Raw genomic sequence first — 16,884 nt, forward strand, 5'->3', positions numbered from 1 at the left:
ATCACTTAATTACATTTGTTATTCAATCTTGTATCTTCATAATTGGCCCGACTGCCACCAATCAGTTTCGGCCGGGTACGTGCAACTGCAAGCCTTGCATTTCCAATTTGTCTCTGTTTAAAACGGAGCGGCACGGCAACATGCTTCATATGCATTCCTATCATCGTTTCTCCAATATCCATGCCTGCATGTGCTGACCCTTTAATCGATTCAACGACAACAGGGTCTGTCATCTGTTTATATGCATAAGATGCCATCGAGCCGCCAGCTGTTGGTACAGGGATAACCGATACTTCATCAAGTAAATACCGAGCAGCTATTTCCCTCTCCATAACAAGTGCACGGTTGAGATGTTCACAGCATTGGAAAACGAGCTGAATCCCGGATTTCTCCTTTAGGATATTCAACTGTTTGAAGATCACTTCAGCAATTTGCTCACTGCCTGATGTCCCAATAGCTTGACCCGCTACTTCACTTGTCGAGCAGCCAATAACAAACAGCTCCCCATCACGTAAGTAATCACTAGTCATCCATTCTTCCACCATTAACTGCATGTCCTGCTGTAATGTTTCATATGTCATTATTTTTCACCTGTCCTTGTATATTGTCAAGTTTCTTTAGGCTCATACTATGTTAGTCTTAGCAGGTTTTTATTTTTCTAGTTTTTTTATTAATATATCTATGTTTTGATCAAGCTCATCTAATGTTTTCTGATAGACCTGTAGACTTCCTCCAAATGGGTCGGAGATATCATAATTAATCAAGTTGGATTCCAGTCTTTGAATCTTCGTAATATCTTCACCTAAATAGTTCTCGAGTTGCTTATGCAGTTCCACGCCATCCATTTTCGACTGGTTTTCCCGAATGAATTTGGATCGTTTTAATTCATAATTTGCATAGGTCTCCCTTAATAATTGCCATACCTCTTTATCTGATTCTGAAACGTATTCTTTAAGTGTATAATATTTATCTTGATGTTCCGGGAAATCCACGATCATCGATTGCTTATGCTGGGTAGTCATTGTTAATACAACATCCGACCATTGCAGTAACCCGTTTGTCACTGGCTGGGATTGATGGTCCAAATGGATTCCTCGTTTGTTAAGTGCTTGCTTGGCAACTTCATTTGCACGGTGATCCTTTCCGGCAAAAATCCCGGCAGATTGCACACTGGCCTCCGGTATTTTATGTTTTAACAATGCTTCTGCCATCGGACTTCTACATGTATTTCCTGTACAAACAAACAATATATTCATTGCGAAACCTCCGTTCATTCACTCTATGTCAAATATACCATATTTTCAGGCAAAAAAATAAAGAGATTTCTAATAAATTAGAAATCCCTTTAGCCAAACAGAATAAATAAGCCAAATCCACATAATATGCTCCCACCGAGTAATTCACTATATGTTCCGAGATAGCCATGCACTTTCCTGCCAAGCAGCATCCCAAGCCATGTAAACAAACAGCTTGCAGCACCGAATAAAATTAATGTGAGGAACACCTTCACACCTGAGATTCCCAAACCTAATCCAACCGTAAAACTGTCAATACTGACACTAAATGCAATAAGGAACAACCCGGCACCAACTGGCAGGACCCTGCTTTTCACCTCATGATTAAAGGCAGAGAAAAACATTTGGGCACCGATAATAAATAGCAACACCCCGCCAGCCAGTGTTGTCAGTTCACCGATTTGACTGGAGATTGCCTTTCCAAGCAGAATTCCCATAAACGGCATAATAATATGAAAAAATCCAATAACCATTCCGATTATCGCAATTTGCTTCAACCGAATCTGCTGCATTCCCATTCCAAGACTTATGGAAAATGCATCCATACTTAGTGCTATTGCAAGAAACATCAATGAGATAAATTCACCCGAAAAAGACATTCATCATCCCCCTTGGATATGCTTATTAACTATATGCTTGTCCAGGGTGACATATGAATGCCTTTATTGCTTATCATGGAGATGAGTTGCATTTTTTTACTCGTCTATATACTCGGTTGCCGCTTTTCTCAATCTGTTCATAACTGCCTGTCCGATACCAACTTCCGGGAATACTTCACAAATAATCAGATCGACATCCCCTTGTTTAAATTTCCTGAGTGCATCATATAAATGGGTCGCAATCTCATGTATATTTTCGCCAAGAACAATTTTTTCTTCTGCTTTAATATGTTTTGCGGTATAGTTATTCGCAAGCACACCAACCCGATTTCCTTTTTTTCTTTCCCTATCTACAACCTTCTGGATCGTTGCAGGCGCACCTTCAACAATCCAAAGAGGTACTTCAGGAGAGTAATGTTTATATTTCATTCCAGGCGATTTTGGTTTCTCTTTCGCATTCGCAAGTCCTGGGTCAATCATAACCGGACCGACAACCTCTTCCAGCTGCTCTTTCGTAATTCCACCAGGTCTAAGGATAATGGGGATATCTTGTGTACAGTCAATAACGGTGGATTCCAATCCCACCCCCGTTGGCCCACCATCCAATAAACCGGAAATCTTGCCATGAAGATCATCCCATACATGGTCGGCGATGGTGGGACTTGGCTTCCCGGACAGATTGGCGCTTGGTGCAGCCACTGGTACATCAGCTTTTTGCAATAAAGCTAGTGCAACTGGATGATCAGGGATACGGACCCCAATTGTGGATAAGTCTGCAGTGACATTTTTTGCACACATCCCATTACTCGGCAAAACATATGTTAATGGCCCAGGAGAAAATGCTTTGAATAACTTTTCTGTATAATCTGGCAAGTTATCCACAAGCCGCTTCAATTGGTCAACTGTTGCAACATGTGCAATCAGTGGATTATCCTGGGGCCTGCCTTTTGCCTTGAAAATCTTCGCAACCGCAGCTTCATTTGTCGCATCTGCACCAAGCCCGTAGACAGTCTCTGTCGGAAAGGCAACCGCCTGACCTTGCTTGATTAGCTCTGCAGCTTCATCTATTGCTCGATTATTATCAGTTTCATCATTTTTTATATTCCAACGAATTGTTTCCATCATATTGCTACCTCATTTCTATCCTATATTTTAGAGGATAGATACGATTTACGCAAAATGTGGATAACGTTTATCAACCTTTAATAGTTATTAACAGGAAGATAAACGTTATCCACATAATATTAATTTTTATTAACACTCTATCACCACTTATACACAGGCGCCTGTGTATAGTGTGCGTAACTTTGGTAGCGCATTCAAAAAACTTGATAGATTTGGGGTTTTTAACAGACTTTTTGAACATTCTCCTTAAGAAACATTGTATGCCCACCAACTCCCATTGCTAACTGGATACTTATCCTCAAACATTTTCTCCTTTTGTGGATGGAATTGTAATGCTTCAAGTAAAATATCCACAACTGGTTGGTGACTGTGTACATAAATACTTTTTGCATGCTGTTGTTTCGCTAATGTTAAAATGGCCTCCAACAGAATTGGAAGTCTCCCCGCTTCTGATTGTGTAATATAAAGCTGCTTCAGCCAATAGATGTCTGTTTCTAATTGATCGAGGACAAAACATCCTTCAATCTTATTATCGATTTCCACCACATAACCTTTTTCATAAACACTCTTTTGATTAACATTAGGATTCTTTCCGAAAAATTCTTCCAAATTGACATATGATGCTTCTTTAGCGAGTAATATTTTCACGTGGCTTCACCCCTATTAATATTATGATAGAAATATCACGTACCTTTTCTTTCATCCTATGCATTTACTAGAGCATCTATGACCAGTTAAACCACTCAAAAAGGAAAAACTTTACTTCTGTTTCTTCTTCCTCTACTTCAGCGATTTCTGTTTCTTCGTCGCTCTCCGCTTCTGCTACAGATGTTCCATTGAAAAAGTCAAGAAAACATAGGGGTGGAAACAAAACACACCACCAATTGGCACCTTGGCCTTCACCAATCGTAATTAAGATTGCTTCATACTCTCCTGCTGGGTATAGAAAGTCTCCGTAAAGCTTCGTAGGAAAGGATACATTTTCTCCATACTCCACTTTAAAATCATTATTCTTTCCTTCTTCTTCAATCGTTTGTCCAACAATTGCTTGAAGTTCCGGAATACGTTTATCAATTAATGTACGTGCTTCTTCGATATCTGTTATATGTTCAACCCATTCTGTCACCTGTTCATTAACTCGATCACGGACCAATCGTTTTAATTCTTGATCCTCATCGGAATCGCTATTGGCTAAAATTCGCAGTCGAATCGCTTCATCTGGAATCACTTGGTAATCAGCCTCATTTTCTGCTTGTTCACTTACTCCATTTTTTGGCCACGATAAAAATAATATAAAAAAGATAAGTACAATAAAAATTAGTTTCTTCATTTTAAAAATTCCCCTCTCCAACTGTATAATTGTCAGTATGGACAGGGGAGAATATTTTAAACTCGTAATCTATTAAATTATTTTTTTTTAGATATAGTTGCTGATATAATTCGGTCTTTTTTATTAATATCCTGGATGGTCGTAACATTGCTAGTTGGAAACTTCTGATGAATAAGGGCATGCAGCGCGTCACCTTGCTCATGACCTATTTCAAAAGCGAGCAATGCACTGCTTTTCATCACTTCTGGTACCTGGCTAATAATCTGTTGATATGCCGCAAGTCCACCTGCTTCTGCAAAAAGAGCAAGTTCCGGGTCAAAATTTTTCACCGTGTCTGACATGGAAGGTGCATCCTCTTTCGCTATATAGGGAGGGTTCGAAACGATTATATCTGCCTGGATACTTTCATCAATCACTGGTTGCAGGAAATCCCCTTGCAGAAAATGAACATTAGCTTGCAGATTTTCGGCGTTTGCCTTTGCGACCGCAAGTGCCTTATCAGAAATATCTGTTGCATATACGGTTGCAGTCGGTAGTTCCAAGGCAAGGGTGGTGGCAATAACTCCACTGCCTGTACCAATATCAATAATCGTTAATTGCTCGGTATTGCTGTTTTTGGCCGACTGAATGACATGCAGAACAAGCTCCTCTGTTTCTGGTCTAGGGATAAGCACATGTTTATTCACCGTAAATTCCCTGCCATAAAACGTCTCATAGCCTGTGAGATGCTGAACAGGAATACCTGTTTTCGCATGTTTTTCAATATCAGCTTTAAATGGATCGACAACTGCTTTTGGGAGAGGTTCCTGCATCAGCATGAAAAACTGTGACCTAGTAACACGTAAATGGTGCTGCAGGAGAATTTCTGCAACTCGGGCTTCACGACGATGTTTTTCTAAAAAAAGAGAAGCCCAGCGCAGGACTTCGAATTGTTTGAGTTCTTTAGTCATCTTATTCCCCAATCTGTTCCAGACGATTTGCTTGCTCTTCCATCACTAATGCGTCGATAAATTCATCTAATTTACCTTGTATTATCTGATCCAATTTTTGAATCGTAAGACCAATGCGGTGATCTGTCACCCGGTTTTGCGGGAAGTTATACGTACGGATACGCTCGGAGCGGTCACCAGTTCCTACTGCAGACTTTCTATTTTCATCATATTCTGCCTGTGCTTCTTGTTGGAATTTATCATATACACGGGCACGCAATACTTTCATTGCCTTTTCTTTGTTCTTAATTTGCGATTTCTCATCTTGAATGGAAACGACAGTACCAGTTGGTTCATGTGTTAGACGTACTGCAGACATCGTCGTATTAACACTTTGTCCACCAGGGCCACTGGATGCAAATGTGTCTACACGAATATCTTTATCATGTATTTCCACTTCGACTTCTGCTGCTTCAGGCAACACAGCTACCGTTGCTGTTGACGTATGAATACGGCCACCAGATTCCGTCTCTGGGACACGTTGTACGCGATGTGCTCCGTTTTCATATTTTAGTTTGGAATAAACATCTTTACCATCAATCATAAAGATAATTTCTTTATAGCCACCAACACCAGTGGAACTTGCTTCCATCACTTCTGTTTTCCACCCCTGATGCTCAGCATAGCGGGAATACATGCGATATAAATCCCCGGCAAATAATGCAGCTTCATCTCCACCTGCAGCACCACGGATTTCCATAAACACGTTTTTATCATCATTCGGATCTTTTGGAAGCAAGAGAATTTTCATTTTCCCTTCCAATTCTTCCTTTGATTCAGCAAGCTCATCAATCTCAAGCTTAACCATCTCTTGCATTTCAGCATCCAATTTATCTTCCAGCATTTCCTTCGCATCATTTAATTGACTGTTTACATCTTTATATTCACGATATGCCTGAACAACATCCGCCAAACCTGATTGTTCCTTCGAATATTCACGAAGCTTCGTCACATCACTAACAATCTCCGGGTCACTCAACATCTCATTCAATTTATTATAACGGTCTTCCAATGTTTGTAAACGATCTAACATCACGGTCACCTCTTTCTGATTAACAGTCTAATTATAGTATAAGCAGGGTGTAGTGGTCAATTAGTGGCTGGAGTGATGGTGGCGCGGGCTGGGCGCGCGGTGCTTGAGCTGGGTGCGCGGCGCTTGGGCTGGGTGCGCGGTGAAGCTGGCCGCTCTGCTGCCGCAAAGTTTCGATTCCGCGAATTAAGTGCAGAATTCCGCGCTTTTACTTATTATTCCGCGGATTATTTTATATTTCCGCGAATTTAAATTTAATTCCGCGAATATAACTTTTAATCCGCGAATCCTAACTTTCCCACATATAAATAGAACTCTTTGTATTACCTCTCTGTATTAATTTCTCCTTTAATAATATTCTTCGTATAACATCAGGCGATTCCACTAACAAAAATTCCCGTGCTTGCTTATTCGTAATCGTATTTCCAATTAATAATCGATAATCTTCCAGCGCGGAACGGTGTGCGGACCGGGAGAATATTCCGCATGGTGTGCAATGCCACTTTTGCTTCAACCTGATCATCGGTAAAGAGCGACATTCTGGGCAACGTACTCCAAAATTCAAGTCCGATCGGTTGAGTTTGTATTTGTGAAAGAGATTAATTATTGGTGGTGTGTGGAGTTCGATTAATTGTTGTGAGATATCCATTAGCATATTCATGGTTGTTTGATGAGGATATTTGTTTTTCTCCAGTTCCATTATTTTAAAGTAAAGCTGATTGTTATGGATTACTTGTTCCGGAATCTGAATTGTTGGTTGTACTGGTTTGATGATTGTGCTTGGAAAGCTGATGACGACAAAGGATTCTATCTTCAACTCGGGGAAGTTATGCATTCTTAGCCATTTTTGGAGGCGAAATGTTTGGGTTTTAACTTGTGAAATGGGGTTGGGGAAGCCTTCTTCTTCCTCTATACTGCGTTTACGGATAACCTGGCCATTTTCGTCAAAAAGAACTGTGCCCTGCCAGTTTTTCACTTCGAGTATGATATAATATCTCTCCGTGAGTATCAAGGTATCGATTTGAAAATTACCGTTTTCGTCCTGTAGTCTGAGATTATGGAGAATGAGAAACTTATCGGGATTAAGAAAGCCAAGTGGATATTCTATTTCTTTTTCACCGGCCACTTCTGATTTTTTCTTTTTCAAATCACGTATGATGATTTCTTTTTTTGGGTGATAATTCCGTATTCTCCTTTCTAATGCCTCTAGAATTTTAACTTCAATAAATTTATCGTATTGCTTCATGATCATCTTATACAAACACTCCTTCTTCATAGTGATTACTTCTATACCGGATGTCTATTTCCCTCTTTTTTAAAAAACCTTGAGTTAACATTTTATTTCACCTATTAAAAAAGCACCCATCAAGGATGCCTTTTCACTTTATTTAACAGCTTTTATCTGTTTGTGAACCAGATTGCTGGTTGGTTTGTTTGGTACGTCATGATGATGGCGGCATCTTGGTTCATATGATTCGGATGCACCGACAAGGATAATTGGATCATCGTAGGATGCTGGTTTACCGTTGATCAGGCGTTGTGTACGACTTGCTGGGGAACCACATATCGGGCAGATCGCATTTAGTTTCGTTACAGATTCACTGAGTGCCATCAGCTTTGGTACCGGTCCAAATGGTTCACCGCGAAAATCGGTGTCCAGACCTGCAATTATTACTCGGATACCTCTGTTGGCGAGCTCTTCTGCAATTTCAACGACGTTCTCATCGAAAAATTGCACCTCGTCTATTCCAACAATGTCGACATTGTTATCAATATGGTCAAGTATTTCTATTGACTTTTGGATTGGACGTGCGATGGTGGATGTGCCGTTGTGAGAGACGACAGCTGTATCATCATAGCGGTCATCGATGGCCGGTTTGAAAACGCGCACCGATAAATTTGCGTAGGTTGCTCTGCGCACACGGCGAATCAATTCTTCAGATTTCCCTGAAAACATGCTGCCACAGATTACTTCCACCCAGCCGCTTTGTTTCATTTCATACATGTTGTGAACCCCTCTCATCACGGTAAATTACAATTATATTTATGTACTGTGATTAGTTTACCCACTAATTTCGACATAACTAATATGCTTTTTAGTATTATATGCATTAATAAAAGTAAAAACAGGCAAAATGTAGACATTTTGCCTGTCTTTAATATAGTTGATCAAATTTTTGATCAAGAAAGCGAAGTTGACTTCACTTCTGAACAGTCGTCTCAGCCTTCTTATTACATATTATATTTTTTCTTGAATCGGTCTACACGGCCGCCGACTTTGTCTGCTTTTTGTTTACCTGTGTAGAATGGGTGTGAATCAGAGCTGATCTCAACTTTGATTAATGGGTATGTGTTGCCGTCTTCCCATTCAATTGTTTCGTTAGATCCTCTTGTTGATCCGCTCAAGAATTTGTATTCTGAACTAGTATCAAGAAAAACAACTTTTCTGTACTCTGGATGGATATCCTTTTTCATGTTCTTACACTCCTTTTTGCCCTGAGTCCTGTGGAAACAGAGTTATTGTAAGAGCCGTCATAGGTGATATTCACCTTATCAAAACTCACTCACATAGAAAGATTATACCAGTCTGATGTTATGATTGCAAGGGGGCTTAACTTATTTTTCTCTCCCTGAAGTCTACGGGTAGATACGACTCTTTTCCTACTTTGTCATGCCTTTACGCTTCATTTCATTTTCCATGGCCTGTAAAAAATCTTCATTGCTTTTTGTTGCTTTTAAACGTTTTAAGAAGCGTTCGAGGAAATCATGTGAGTCCTGCATTGTTTTACGGATTGTCCACATTTTGTCCAGGTGACTCTTATCAACGAGCAATTCTTCCTTACGAGTACCGGAACGCAGGACGTCGATGGCTGGGAAGATTCTTCGTTCTGCCAAGCTGCGCGCGAGATGCAGTTCCATATTACCTGTACCCTTAAATTCCTCATAAATAACATCATCCATTCGGGATCCTGTTTCAACAAGTGCTGTAGCTAAAATCGTAAAACTTCCGCCTTCTTCGATATTTCTTGCAGCACCGAAGAATCGTTTGGGACGATGGAATGCAGCCGGATCAATACCACCGGAAAGTGTACGACCACTTGGTGGGATAACCAGGTTATAAGCTCGCGCCAGACGTGTAATACTATCCATAAGCACGATAACATCACGCTTATGTTCCACAAGGCGCATTGCCCGTTCCAACACAAGCTCCGATACTTTAATATGACTTTCCGGCACTTCATCAAACGTCGAGCTGACAACATCCACGTCTGGTGCAACAGATCGTTCTATATCTGTTACTTCTTCCGGTCGTTCATCAACTAAAAGGATAATTAGCTTTGCCTCTGGGTGATTTTTGGAAATGCTGTTTGCAATCTCTTTAATTAGCATTGTTTTACCAGCTTTAGGTGGCGCAACAATTAGGCCACGCTGTCCAAAACCAACCGGGGTCATTAAGTCCATGATTCTTGTTGACAGTTTATGTTGTTCTGTCTCAAGCTTAAACGCGCGATCTGGATATAGTGCTGTCAAGCCAGGGAAATGAATGCGTTCCTTCGAGGAATCCGGGTCTTCATCGTTTACTGCGTCTACATGTAATAAACCATAGTAGCGTTCATTTTCCTTTGGCGGACGTACTTTTCCAGATACCTTATCCCCATTTCTTAAGTCGAAACGGCGAATTTGGGATGCGGAAATATAAATATCTTCAGCGCTTGGCGAATAATTAATTGGTCGCAGGAAACCGAATCCTTCTGAAGGGATAATTTCCAGTACGCCATTCATAAACAGAAAACCATCCTTTTCTGCTTGTGCTTTTAGAATTGCAAAGATTAGTTCTTTTTTGCTCAACTTAGAATAATATGAAACTTTATATTCCTTCGCCAATGTATAGATTTCTTTTAATGTCATTGTCTCTAAATTAGAGATTGTTAATGTATCCACTCAATCACCACGCCTATTCCGTTTGATCTTTTGTTAGGAAGGATTTTTTTTGCGGGAAATATTGCTCTTAAAAACTTATTGCCGCATGTCCAACGTCCAATCATATTTTTAAATTAGAAAACTAAAGGTTCGCAAGACTTTAAGCGAATACCTTAGTTGCATTTATAAAGATAGAAAATTTTTATAATTTCTCCTATCTGAAAAAAATAATTGCTTTTTTGATAGATCCACTTCTTATGGAAGGATGTCCTTGAAGAAATGCAGGGTTTAACAGAAGCTATAATAGAAGTCTCAAAATTCTTATTCGCTAATAATGGGCACGTTTTTCGTGTACATACAGATTAGCCAAGATATGCCTGTATTAAACATATATTATATTACTCTTTTAGAAGGAATTATTCAATATCATTTTTATAAATATAACATATCTGCTTATTCAATTGGCAATTCATAGTATACTATAATGTTAGAAAAGGAAGCCAACATACAATTGGCTTCCTTTATTCATTTTAGAAAATTAAGACTTTATAACAAAGATTCGTTTCTTAGATAGACTGTGCTTTTCGATAACAAATCGACCGGCACCGCTTTTTGGCTAGGCCTGCTAGCAGCTGTCGGCAAATGCAATGGACTCTCTGAGGAAGAATAGCACTTCCTCGTCGGTCCCTTATCTATGCCCTCCGTCCCTGGGCAAGCCCGCTACGCTTTTGTGCGGCTAGCTTCGGCTCCTAGAAACTCCGGTCATAAGCAATCCGCACTACAAGCGCCAAACCCCGGCGCTTTTCGGCGTCTTACTTATGCCTGCGTTTCTGAACAGTCGCCTACGCTTTTGTTTTTATGAATTTTGAAATTGAATTATTTCTTTTTCGGTCATTTCTTCGCGCCAGATATTGGCTCCGAGGTTGGTTAGTTTCTCTGTTATTTTTTGATAACCTCGGTCAATATGCTCCACTCCGGTAACTTCAGTGATTCCATTGGACATTAGTCCGGCAATCACTAATGCAGCGCCAGCGCGGAGGTCGGTTGCTTTTACTCTTGCACCTTCCAATTGTACAGGTCCAGATACAATAACAGATCCGCCTTCCACCTTAATTGTCGCATTCATCCGTCTTAATTCATCGATATGCTTCAATCTTGCAGAATAGATTGTATCCGTCACAACACCTGTACCAGTTGATTGCGTTAAAAGAGTTGTAAATGGCTGTTGAAGATCTGTTGGAAATCCAGGATACACGAGTGTTTTTATATCTACACTTTTTAACGGACTTCTCCTGGCGATGTAAAGCTGTTCATCACTTTCCTCAACAGTTACATTCATTTCACGCAACTTCGCGATAAGTGATTCCATATGTTGTGAAATGACGTTATCAATGACAACTTCTTTTCCTTGTGCAGCAGCTGCTATTGCATATGTTCCTGCTTCGATACGGTCCGGTATAATGGTGTGTTTGCATCCGTGGAGCGTGGAGACGCCCTCAATCCGGATAACATCTGTACCAACACCTTTAATTTTCGCTCCCATATTGGTGAGCAGTGTTGCAACATCAATAATCTCTGGTTCTTTCGCTGCGTTTTCGATTACCGTTTTACCTTTTGCCTTAACAGCAGCAAGCATAATATTAATTGTTGCTCCTACACTGACCACATCCAAATAAATTCTGGCACCTCTCAACTCTTTTGCTCGCAAATAGATAGCGCCTTGTTCATTCGTGACTTCGGCTCCGAGTGCTTCAAAGCCTTTAATATGCTGATCGATAGGGCGTGGACCAAGATAGCAGCCCCCCGGGAGTCCAATAACAGCCTTGTTGAACTTACCCAGCATAGCTCCCATAAAATAATAGGAGGCGCGCAGCTTTTTCACCTTTCCATTTGGCAATGGCATTGCAACCATTTTTTCAGGTTGAATGGTAATATCCTGTCCATTCAAGGATACCGTTCCACCAATTTCCTCTAGTAGACTCCCTAGTGTACTGACATCGGAAATTTCGGGTAGTCCTTCAATGGTTACAGCTGAATCTGCTAAAATGGATGCCGGTAGTAATGCTACTGCACTGTTCTTTGCCCCGCTGATACGAACTTCGCCATTTAATTCATGGCCACCTTCAATTAACAATTTCTGCATTTGAATACCTCGTTCCTTCGAGAGGTTGTCCAAAAAATATTTGAACACACGTCATTTCATGTAGTAGGGGTTCCCGAAGTAATCGAGAACCATATTTTATAGCCAAATACTAGTACTAACTTCTTACCTTGTCTTATCTTTTACATTTTTTCCAATTTCATGCATTTATTTTTATTTATTCCAATCAGCAAGGAACTTTTCAATTCCTTGATCTGTTAACGGATGTTTCACAAGTGAAGACAAAACGTTATAAGGAATTGTCGCGATATGTGCACCATTTACTGCAGCATCTGTTACATGTAATGGGTGACGAATGGATGCAGCAATAATTTCTGTGCTAATATCATGACGGTCAAAAATTTCTGCAATTGTTGCCACTAATGTCATGCCATCTTGGCCAATATCATCTAAGCGTCCAAGGAATGGTGAAACATAAGTTGCTCCAGCACGTGCTGCAAGTAGCGCCTGATTCGCATTGAAAATTAACGTAACATTCGTTTTAATGTTCAGATCACTAAACGCTTTCACTGCTTTTAAGCCTTCCAATGTCATCGGAACTTTCACCGTAATATTTGGTGCGATTGCAGCCAATTCTTTACCTTCCTCAATCATGCCCGGTGCGTCTTCAGCTATAACTTCTGCACTTACAGATCCAACTTTTACTTCTGAAGTTATTTCACGTAAACGATCATGAAAGGAAACTCCTTCCTTTGCAACAAGGCTTGGGTTTGTCGTTACACCTGCTAATACGCCAAGTTCATTTGCCTGACGGATTTCCTCTATGTTTGCTGTATCAATAAAAAATTTCATCTATGTCACTTCTCCATTCTTTTTATTATTATATGGGTTTAAAAGCTGAACCAGAGTGGAACAGCTTTTAAGCCTTGTATATTATTTTACTGTGAAAATCGGCTAGCTGTGCGGGGGCTAGGGACTATTAGGCTTCCTGAGACCTCCGCTTTTGTTATGCTTGTTGTGCTGAGCCGAATTCGCGCATTTTACCTTTTACAGTTTCTTTGATTGCTTCTGATCCCGGTCCAAGATACTTACGTGGATCATAAAGTTTTGGTTTCGCATTTAGTGTTTCACGAACCGCTTTAGCTTGTGCAAGTTGATTTTCTGTATTTACATTAATTTTAGCTGTTCCAAGAGAAATAGCTTTTTGAATGTCTTTCGTTGGAATTCCTGTACCGCCATGAAGTACTAATGGTACTTGTACAAGATTTAGGATTTCTTCCATTTCTGCAAATCCTAGGTTTGGTTCTCCATCATATTCACCATGCACGGAGCCTAATGCTGGAGCAAGACAGTCAATTCCAGCTTCAGTAACAAGCTGTTTACATTCATCCTTATCAGCGTACATAACACCACCGATAACGCCATCTTCTTCTCCACCTACTGTACCAACTTCGGCTTCAACAGATACGCCATGAATATGAGCTAATTCTACAACCTTTTGAGTTAAAGCTACATTTTCTTCTATTGGAGAATGTGAAGCATCAATCATTACAGAAGTAAATCCTGCATGAATAGCTTGTGCACATTTTTCAAAGCTTGAACCGTGATCTAAATGGATTGCAACTGGCACTGTAGTACCATATGATTCCATAAGAGATTTAACCATAGCAACGACAACGTTAAAGCCGCCCATATATTTGCCTGCACCTTCAGAAACGCCAAGAATTACTGGTGACTTTTCTTCTTCTGCAGCCTGCAGTATAGCTTGGATGTATTCCAAGTTATTAATATTAAATTGTCCTACTGCATAACCATTCTTTTTTCCTTTTTCAAGCATTTCTTTCATAGATACTAATGGCATTGAAAATCCTCCTTAGAGCTATTATTCTTATACAAGAATTTTGTCTGAAATAAACTTAGTTACATTGTAAGAATACCAATTTCAACTCATTGGCGCAACAACTAAGAAATGCAAAAGAACATTCTTACAATAAAACTTCTTCTACTTGCATGCAGAAATCCTTTATATTAAAAGGTTTTGCGATAATTTTCTTGACCATTTTAATTTTTTCGATTTCTGCACTAATATTTTCAGCCATACCGCTCATCACTATAACAGGAATTTCCCTTCCATCTTTCTCCAATATTTCCAAAACCTTTTTCCCATCAATAATCGGTAATTTATAATCCAGAACCATTAAATCAAAAGACTTGTTATTAACTTGCTCCACTGCTTCTTTACCGGTACTCGCTTGTGATACCTGATAGCCTTCTCCCGTTAAAATGTCAGTTATAAGCAAACGAATCCCTCGCTGATCATCAACAATTAAAATCTCTTTCCCCTTTTCTTCCTCCACATTATTGCCCCCTGCTTTAATATATCCCCTTAACTATTACTTCTATAAAACTCTACAAAAATCCTGCCTAACTTCGAAATTTGGTGAAATCGGCTGCCATCCCCCCGAATTGTGTCGAATATACAAAAGATTCTTTCGTTAATATTTGTTGCTTTTTTACCTTCGCAGTTAAAATAAACTACGACGTTACTTCTGCCTGATATCCAAGACGAGTGCTATGCTTTCGTCCGGGTTCGCTCTGGGCGGATGTGCGCAGTGTATTTCCCAGACGGTCGCCGAAGTTTCTGCATACTGTTAGAAAACCAGCAGTTACGTCGCAATTTATAGATTTTATATTAAAAACAACAAATCTTTTTATTGGGACAAGCAATGCGGGGTCCTATCTCTTTTGGTGGAACTGCATTGTGGATAATTTAGAAATCAACCTAAAAAAGACCACTCAAAGATATTTATCCATTCGAGTGGTCAATCATTTATTTAGTTCGTTTTGCTGTTTTGTTCTACAGAGGCACCGATAAAGCCTTTGAATAAGCTTTGCGCTCTTGTAGGACGGGATGTAAACTCAGGATGGAATTGGCATGCAATAAACCATGGGTGGTCTTTTAGTTCGATTGTTTCCACCAATCTGCCATCAGGGCTTGTACCAGAAAAGATAAAGCCTTTCTCAGTCATTTGTTCACGATAATCATTATTGAATTCATAACGGTGACGATGACGTTCTTCAATCGTATCAGCCCCGTTATATGCTTCTTTTGTTTTCGTACCTTCTTGCAGTTTACATGGATATGCTCCAAGTCTTAATGTACCACCCATATCAGAAATATCTTTCTGTTCAGGCAATAAGTCAATAATTGGATATGGTGTGTTAGGGTCAATTTCAGCTGAATGTGCACCTTCAAGTCCTACGACATTACGGGCAAATTCAACGGATGCAAGTTGCATTCCTAGGCAGATTCCGAAAAATGGAATATTATTTTCGCGGGCATAGCGAATCGCTTCAATTTTACCATCAATTCCACGATCACCAAATCCACCTGGAACGATAATCCCGTCCACATGTGAAAGCTCTGTCTCAATTGCTGCTTTATCCAATTGCTCTGAGTTAATCCAGTGAACATTAATGTCCGCATCGAAATCATACCCTGCATGCTTCAATGACTCCACTACAGATAAATAAGCGTCTGGAAGCTCAACATATTTTCCTACAAGGCCGATGTCGACTTTTTTGCTTAAATTCCTAACTTTGGATACGAGTTTTTTCCATTCATCCATATCTGCTTCACCACAGTCCAAACCAAAGTGATCACATGTCAATTGATCGAGATTTTGTTCCTGGAGTGCGATTGGAACCTGGTACAATGTATCGGCGTCAAGCATTTCAATAACCGCTTTTTCATTGATATCACAGAATAATGCGATTTTCTCTTTAGCTTCTTTGCTAATGGGGAACTCGGTACGTAAAACGATAACGTCCGGCTGAATGCCCAATGACCGTAATTCTTTCACGCTGTGCTGGGTTGGTTTTGTTTTCATTTCACCAGCAACTTTAATATATGGCACAAGTGTACAATGCAAGTACATGACACTATCTCGACCTACATCACTCTTGATTTGGCGGATGGCTTCAAGGAATGGCAAGGATTCGATATCACCAACCGTACCACCGATTTCCGTAATGACAACATCTGCACCTGTTGCTTCGCCTGCACGGTAAACCTGTTCTTTTATCTCATTTGTGATATGGGGAATTACTTGTACAGTTCCTCCAAGATAGTCACCACGACGTTCTTTTCGAATGACACTGGAATATACTTTTCCTGTTGTAATATTACTGTATTTAGTTAAATCAATATCAATAAAACGCTCATAATGCCCCAGATCCAAGTCCGTTTCTGCGCCATCAGTCGTTACAAATACTTCACCATGCTGATATGGACTCATTGTTCCCGGGTCCACATTAATGTATGGGTCAAATTTCTGGATTGTCACCTTTAAACCACGGTTTTTCAATAAGCGCCCAAGTGATGCAGCGGTAATTCCTTTACCCAATGAAGAAACAACTCCACCAGTTACAAAAATATATTTAGTCACGATTCATCCTTCTTTCTATCCTTGTTCTTAGTATATGATTTATTAA

The 16,884-nt window shown here is 39.9% G+C and carries 17 protein-coding genes; all 17 read right to left on the reverse strand.

What is annotated here, in order from left to right; genetic code table 11:
* Positions 1-5: 5 nt before the first annotated feature.
* Positions 6-581, reverse strand: coding sequence for a TIGR01440 family protein (locus BV906_RS11275; protein ID WP_087973637.1), 576 nt, complete (start codon positions 579-581; stop codon positions 6-8).
* Between the two features lie 69 nt (positions 582-650).
* Positions 651-1,256: a low molecular weight protein arginine phosphatase gene (locus tag BV906_RS11280; RefSeq protein ID WP_087973638.1), complete on the reverse strand. Its 606-nt coding sequence runs from the start codon at positions 1,254-1,256 to the stop codon at positions 651-653.
* A gap of 89 nt (positions 1,257-1,345) precedes the next feature.
* Entirely contained in the window at positions 1,346-1,894 is a 549-nt protein-coding gene (locus BV906_RS11285) for a manganese efflux pump MntP (protein ID WP_087973639.1), read from the reverse strand.
* Positions 1,895-1,990: 96 nt separating this feature from the next.
* Positions 1,991-3,016 carry an L-threonylcarbamoyladenylate synthase gene (locus tag BV906_RS11290; protein ID WP_087974067.1) on the reverse strand — a complete coding sequence of 342 codons (1,026 nt, stop codon included), beginning with the start codon at positions 3,014-3,016 and terminating at the stop codon, positions 1,991-1,993.
* Between the two features lie 249 nt (positions 3,017-3,265).
* Positions 3,266-3,667 (reverse strand): GNAT family N-acetyltransferase, encoded by a 402-nt coding sequence (locus BV906_RS11295; RefSeq protein WP_087973640.1) that lies wholly within the window; start codon positions 3,665-3,667, stop codon positions 3,266-3,268.
* Positions 3,668-3,743: 76 nt separating this feature from the next.
* Positions 3,744-4,349 carry a stage II sporulation protein R gene (gene spoIIR, locus BV906_RS11300; protein ID WP_087973641.1) on the reverse strand — a complete coding sequence of 202 codons (606 nt, stop codon included), beginning with the start codon at positions 4,347-4,349 and terminating at the stop codon, positions 3,744-3,746.
* 77 nt (positions 4,350-4,426) lie between these two features.
* Positions 4,427-5,299 (reverse strand): peptide chain release factor N(5)-glutamine methyltransferase, encoded by an 873-nt coding sequence (gene prmC / locus BV906_RS11305; RefSeq protein ID WP_087973642.1) that lies wholly within the window; start codon positions 5,297-5,299, stop codon positions 4,427-4,429.
* 1 nt (position 5,300) lies between these two features.
* Complete coding sequence (gene prfA, locus BV906_RS11310; RefSeq protein WP_087973643.1) at positions 5,301-6,371, reverse strand: peptide chain release factor 1; 1,071 nt, start codon at positions 6,369-6,371, stop codon at positions 5,301-5,303.
* Positions 6,372-6,657: 286 nt separating this feature from the next.
* Positions 6,658-7,620 carry a nuclease-related domain-containing protein gene (locus BV906_RS11320; RefSeq protein ID WP_176330332.1) on the reverse strand — a complete coding sequence of 321 codons (963 nt, stop codon included), beginning with the start codon at positions 7,618-7,620 and terminating at the stop codon, positions 6,658-6,660.
* 132 nt (positions 7,621-7,752) lie between these two features.
* On the reverse strand, positions 7,753-8,373 hold the full coding sequence (locus tag BV906_RS11325; RefSeq protein WP_087973646.1) for a thymidine kinase: 621 nt from the start codon (positions 8,371-8,373) through the stop codon (positions 7,753-7,755).
* A 227-nt stretch (positions 8,374-8,600) separates the two neighbouring features.
* A complete protein-coding gene (locus BV906_RS11330) occupies positions 8,601-8,843 on the reverse strand; it encodes a type B 50S ribosomal protein L31 (RefSeq protein WP_087973647.1) in 243 nt (80 codons plus the stop codon).
* Positions 8,844-9,029: 186 nt separating this feature from the next.
* Entirely contained in the window at positions 9,030-10,310 is a 1,281-nt protein-coding gene (rho, locus tag BV906_RS11335) for a transcription termination factor Rho (RefSeq protein WP_087973648.1), read from the reverse strand.
* An 835-nt stretch (positions 10,311-11,145) separates the two neighbouring features.
* Positions 11,146-12,432, reverse strand: a complete 1,287-nt coding sequence (locus tag BV906_RS11340; protein WP_087973649.1) for a UDP-N-acetylglucosamine 1-carboxyvinyltransferase — start codon at positions 12,430-12,432, stop codon at positions 11,146-11,148.
* A 171-nt stretch (positions 12,433-12,603) separates the two neighbouring features.
* Complete coding sequence (gene fsa / locus BV906_RS11345; RefSeq protein WP_087973650.1) at positions 12,604-13,242, reverse strand: fructose-6-phosphate aldolase; 639 nt, start codon at positions 13,240-13,242, stop codon at positions 12,604-12,606.
* A 154-nt stretch (positions 13,243-13,396) separates the two neighbouring features.
* Positions 13,397-14,251, reverse strand: a complete 855-nt coding sequence (gene fba / locus BV906_RS11350) for a class II fructose-1,6-bisphosphate aldolase (protein ID WP_087973651.1) — start codon at positions 14,249-14,251, stop codon at positions 13,397-13,399.
* Positions 14,252-14,375: 124 nt separating this feature from the next.
* On the reverse strand, positions 14,376-14,747 hold the full coding sequence (locus BV906_RS11355) for a response regulator (protein ID WP_087973652.1): 372 nt from the start codon (positions 14,745-14,747) through the stop codon (positions 14,376-14,378).
* Between the two features lie 477 nt (positions 14,748-15,224).
* Entirely contained in the window at positions 15,225-16,838 is a 1,614-nt protein-coding gene (locus BV906_RS11360) for a CTP synthase (protein ID WP_087973653.1), read from the reverse strand.
* Positions 16,839-16,884 lie beyond the last annotated feature (46 nt).

It is taken from the genome of Oceanobacillus rekensis (assembly GCF_002153375.1).
Lineage (GTDB): Bacteria > Bacillota > Bacilli > Bacillales > Amphibacillaceae > Oceanobacillus > Oceanobacillus rekensis.

Bases quoted from the DNA above. Each gene is read 5' to 3' on its own strand.
- BV906_RS11340 (WP_087973649.1), bottom strand. From the start codon at position 12,432: ATGCAGAAATTGTTAATTGAAGGTGGCCATGAATTAAATGGCGAAGTT.
- BV906_RS11285 (WP_087973639.1), bottom strand. From the start codon at position 1,894: ATGTCTTTTTCGGGTGAATTTATCTCATTGATGTTTCTTGCAATAGCA.
- spoIIR (WP_087973641.1), bottom strand. From the start codon at position 4,349: ATGAAGAAACTAATTTTTATTGTACTTATCTTTTTTATATTATTTTTA.
- BV906_RS11330 (WP_087973647.1), bottom strand. From the start codon at position 8,843: ATGAAAAAGGATATCCATCCAGAGTACAGAAAAGTTGTTTTTCTTGAT.
- prmC (WP_087973642.1), bottom strand. From the start codon at position 5,299: ATGACTAAAGAACTCAAACAATTCGAAGTCCTGCGCTGGGCTTCTCTT.
- BV906_RS11290 (WP_087974067.1), bottom strand. From the start codon at position 3,016: ATGGAAACAATTCGTTGGAATATAAAAAATGATGAAACTGATAATAAT.
- fba (WP_087973651.1), bottom strand. From the start codon at position 14,251: ATGCCATTAGTATCTATGAAAGAAATGCTTGAAAAAGGAAAAAAGAAT.
- BV906_RS11275 (WP_087973637.1), bottom strand. From the start codon at position 581: ATGACATATGAAACATTACAGCAGGACATGCAGTTAATGGTGGAAGAA.
- BV906_RS11325 (WP_087973646.1), bottom strand. From the start codon at position 8,373: ATGTATGAAATGAAACAAAGCGGCTGGGTGGAAGTAATCTGTGGCAGC.
- fsa (WP_087973650.1), bottom strand. From the start codon at position 13,242: ATGAAATTTTTTATTGATACAGCAAACATAGAGGAAATCCGTCAGGCA.
- prfA (WP_087973643.1), bottom strand. From the start codon at position 6,371: ATGTTAGATCGTTTACAAACATTGGAAGACCGTTATAATAAATTGAAT.
- BV906_RS11320 (WP_176330332.1), bottom strand. From the start codon at position 7,620: ATGATCATGAAGCAATACGATAAATTTATTGAAGTTAAAATTCTAGAG.
- BV906_RS11280 (WP_087973638.1), bottom strand. From the start codon at position 1,256: ATGAATATATTGTTTGTTTGTACAGGAAATACATGTAGAAGTCCGATG.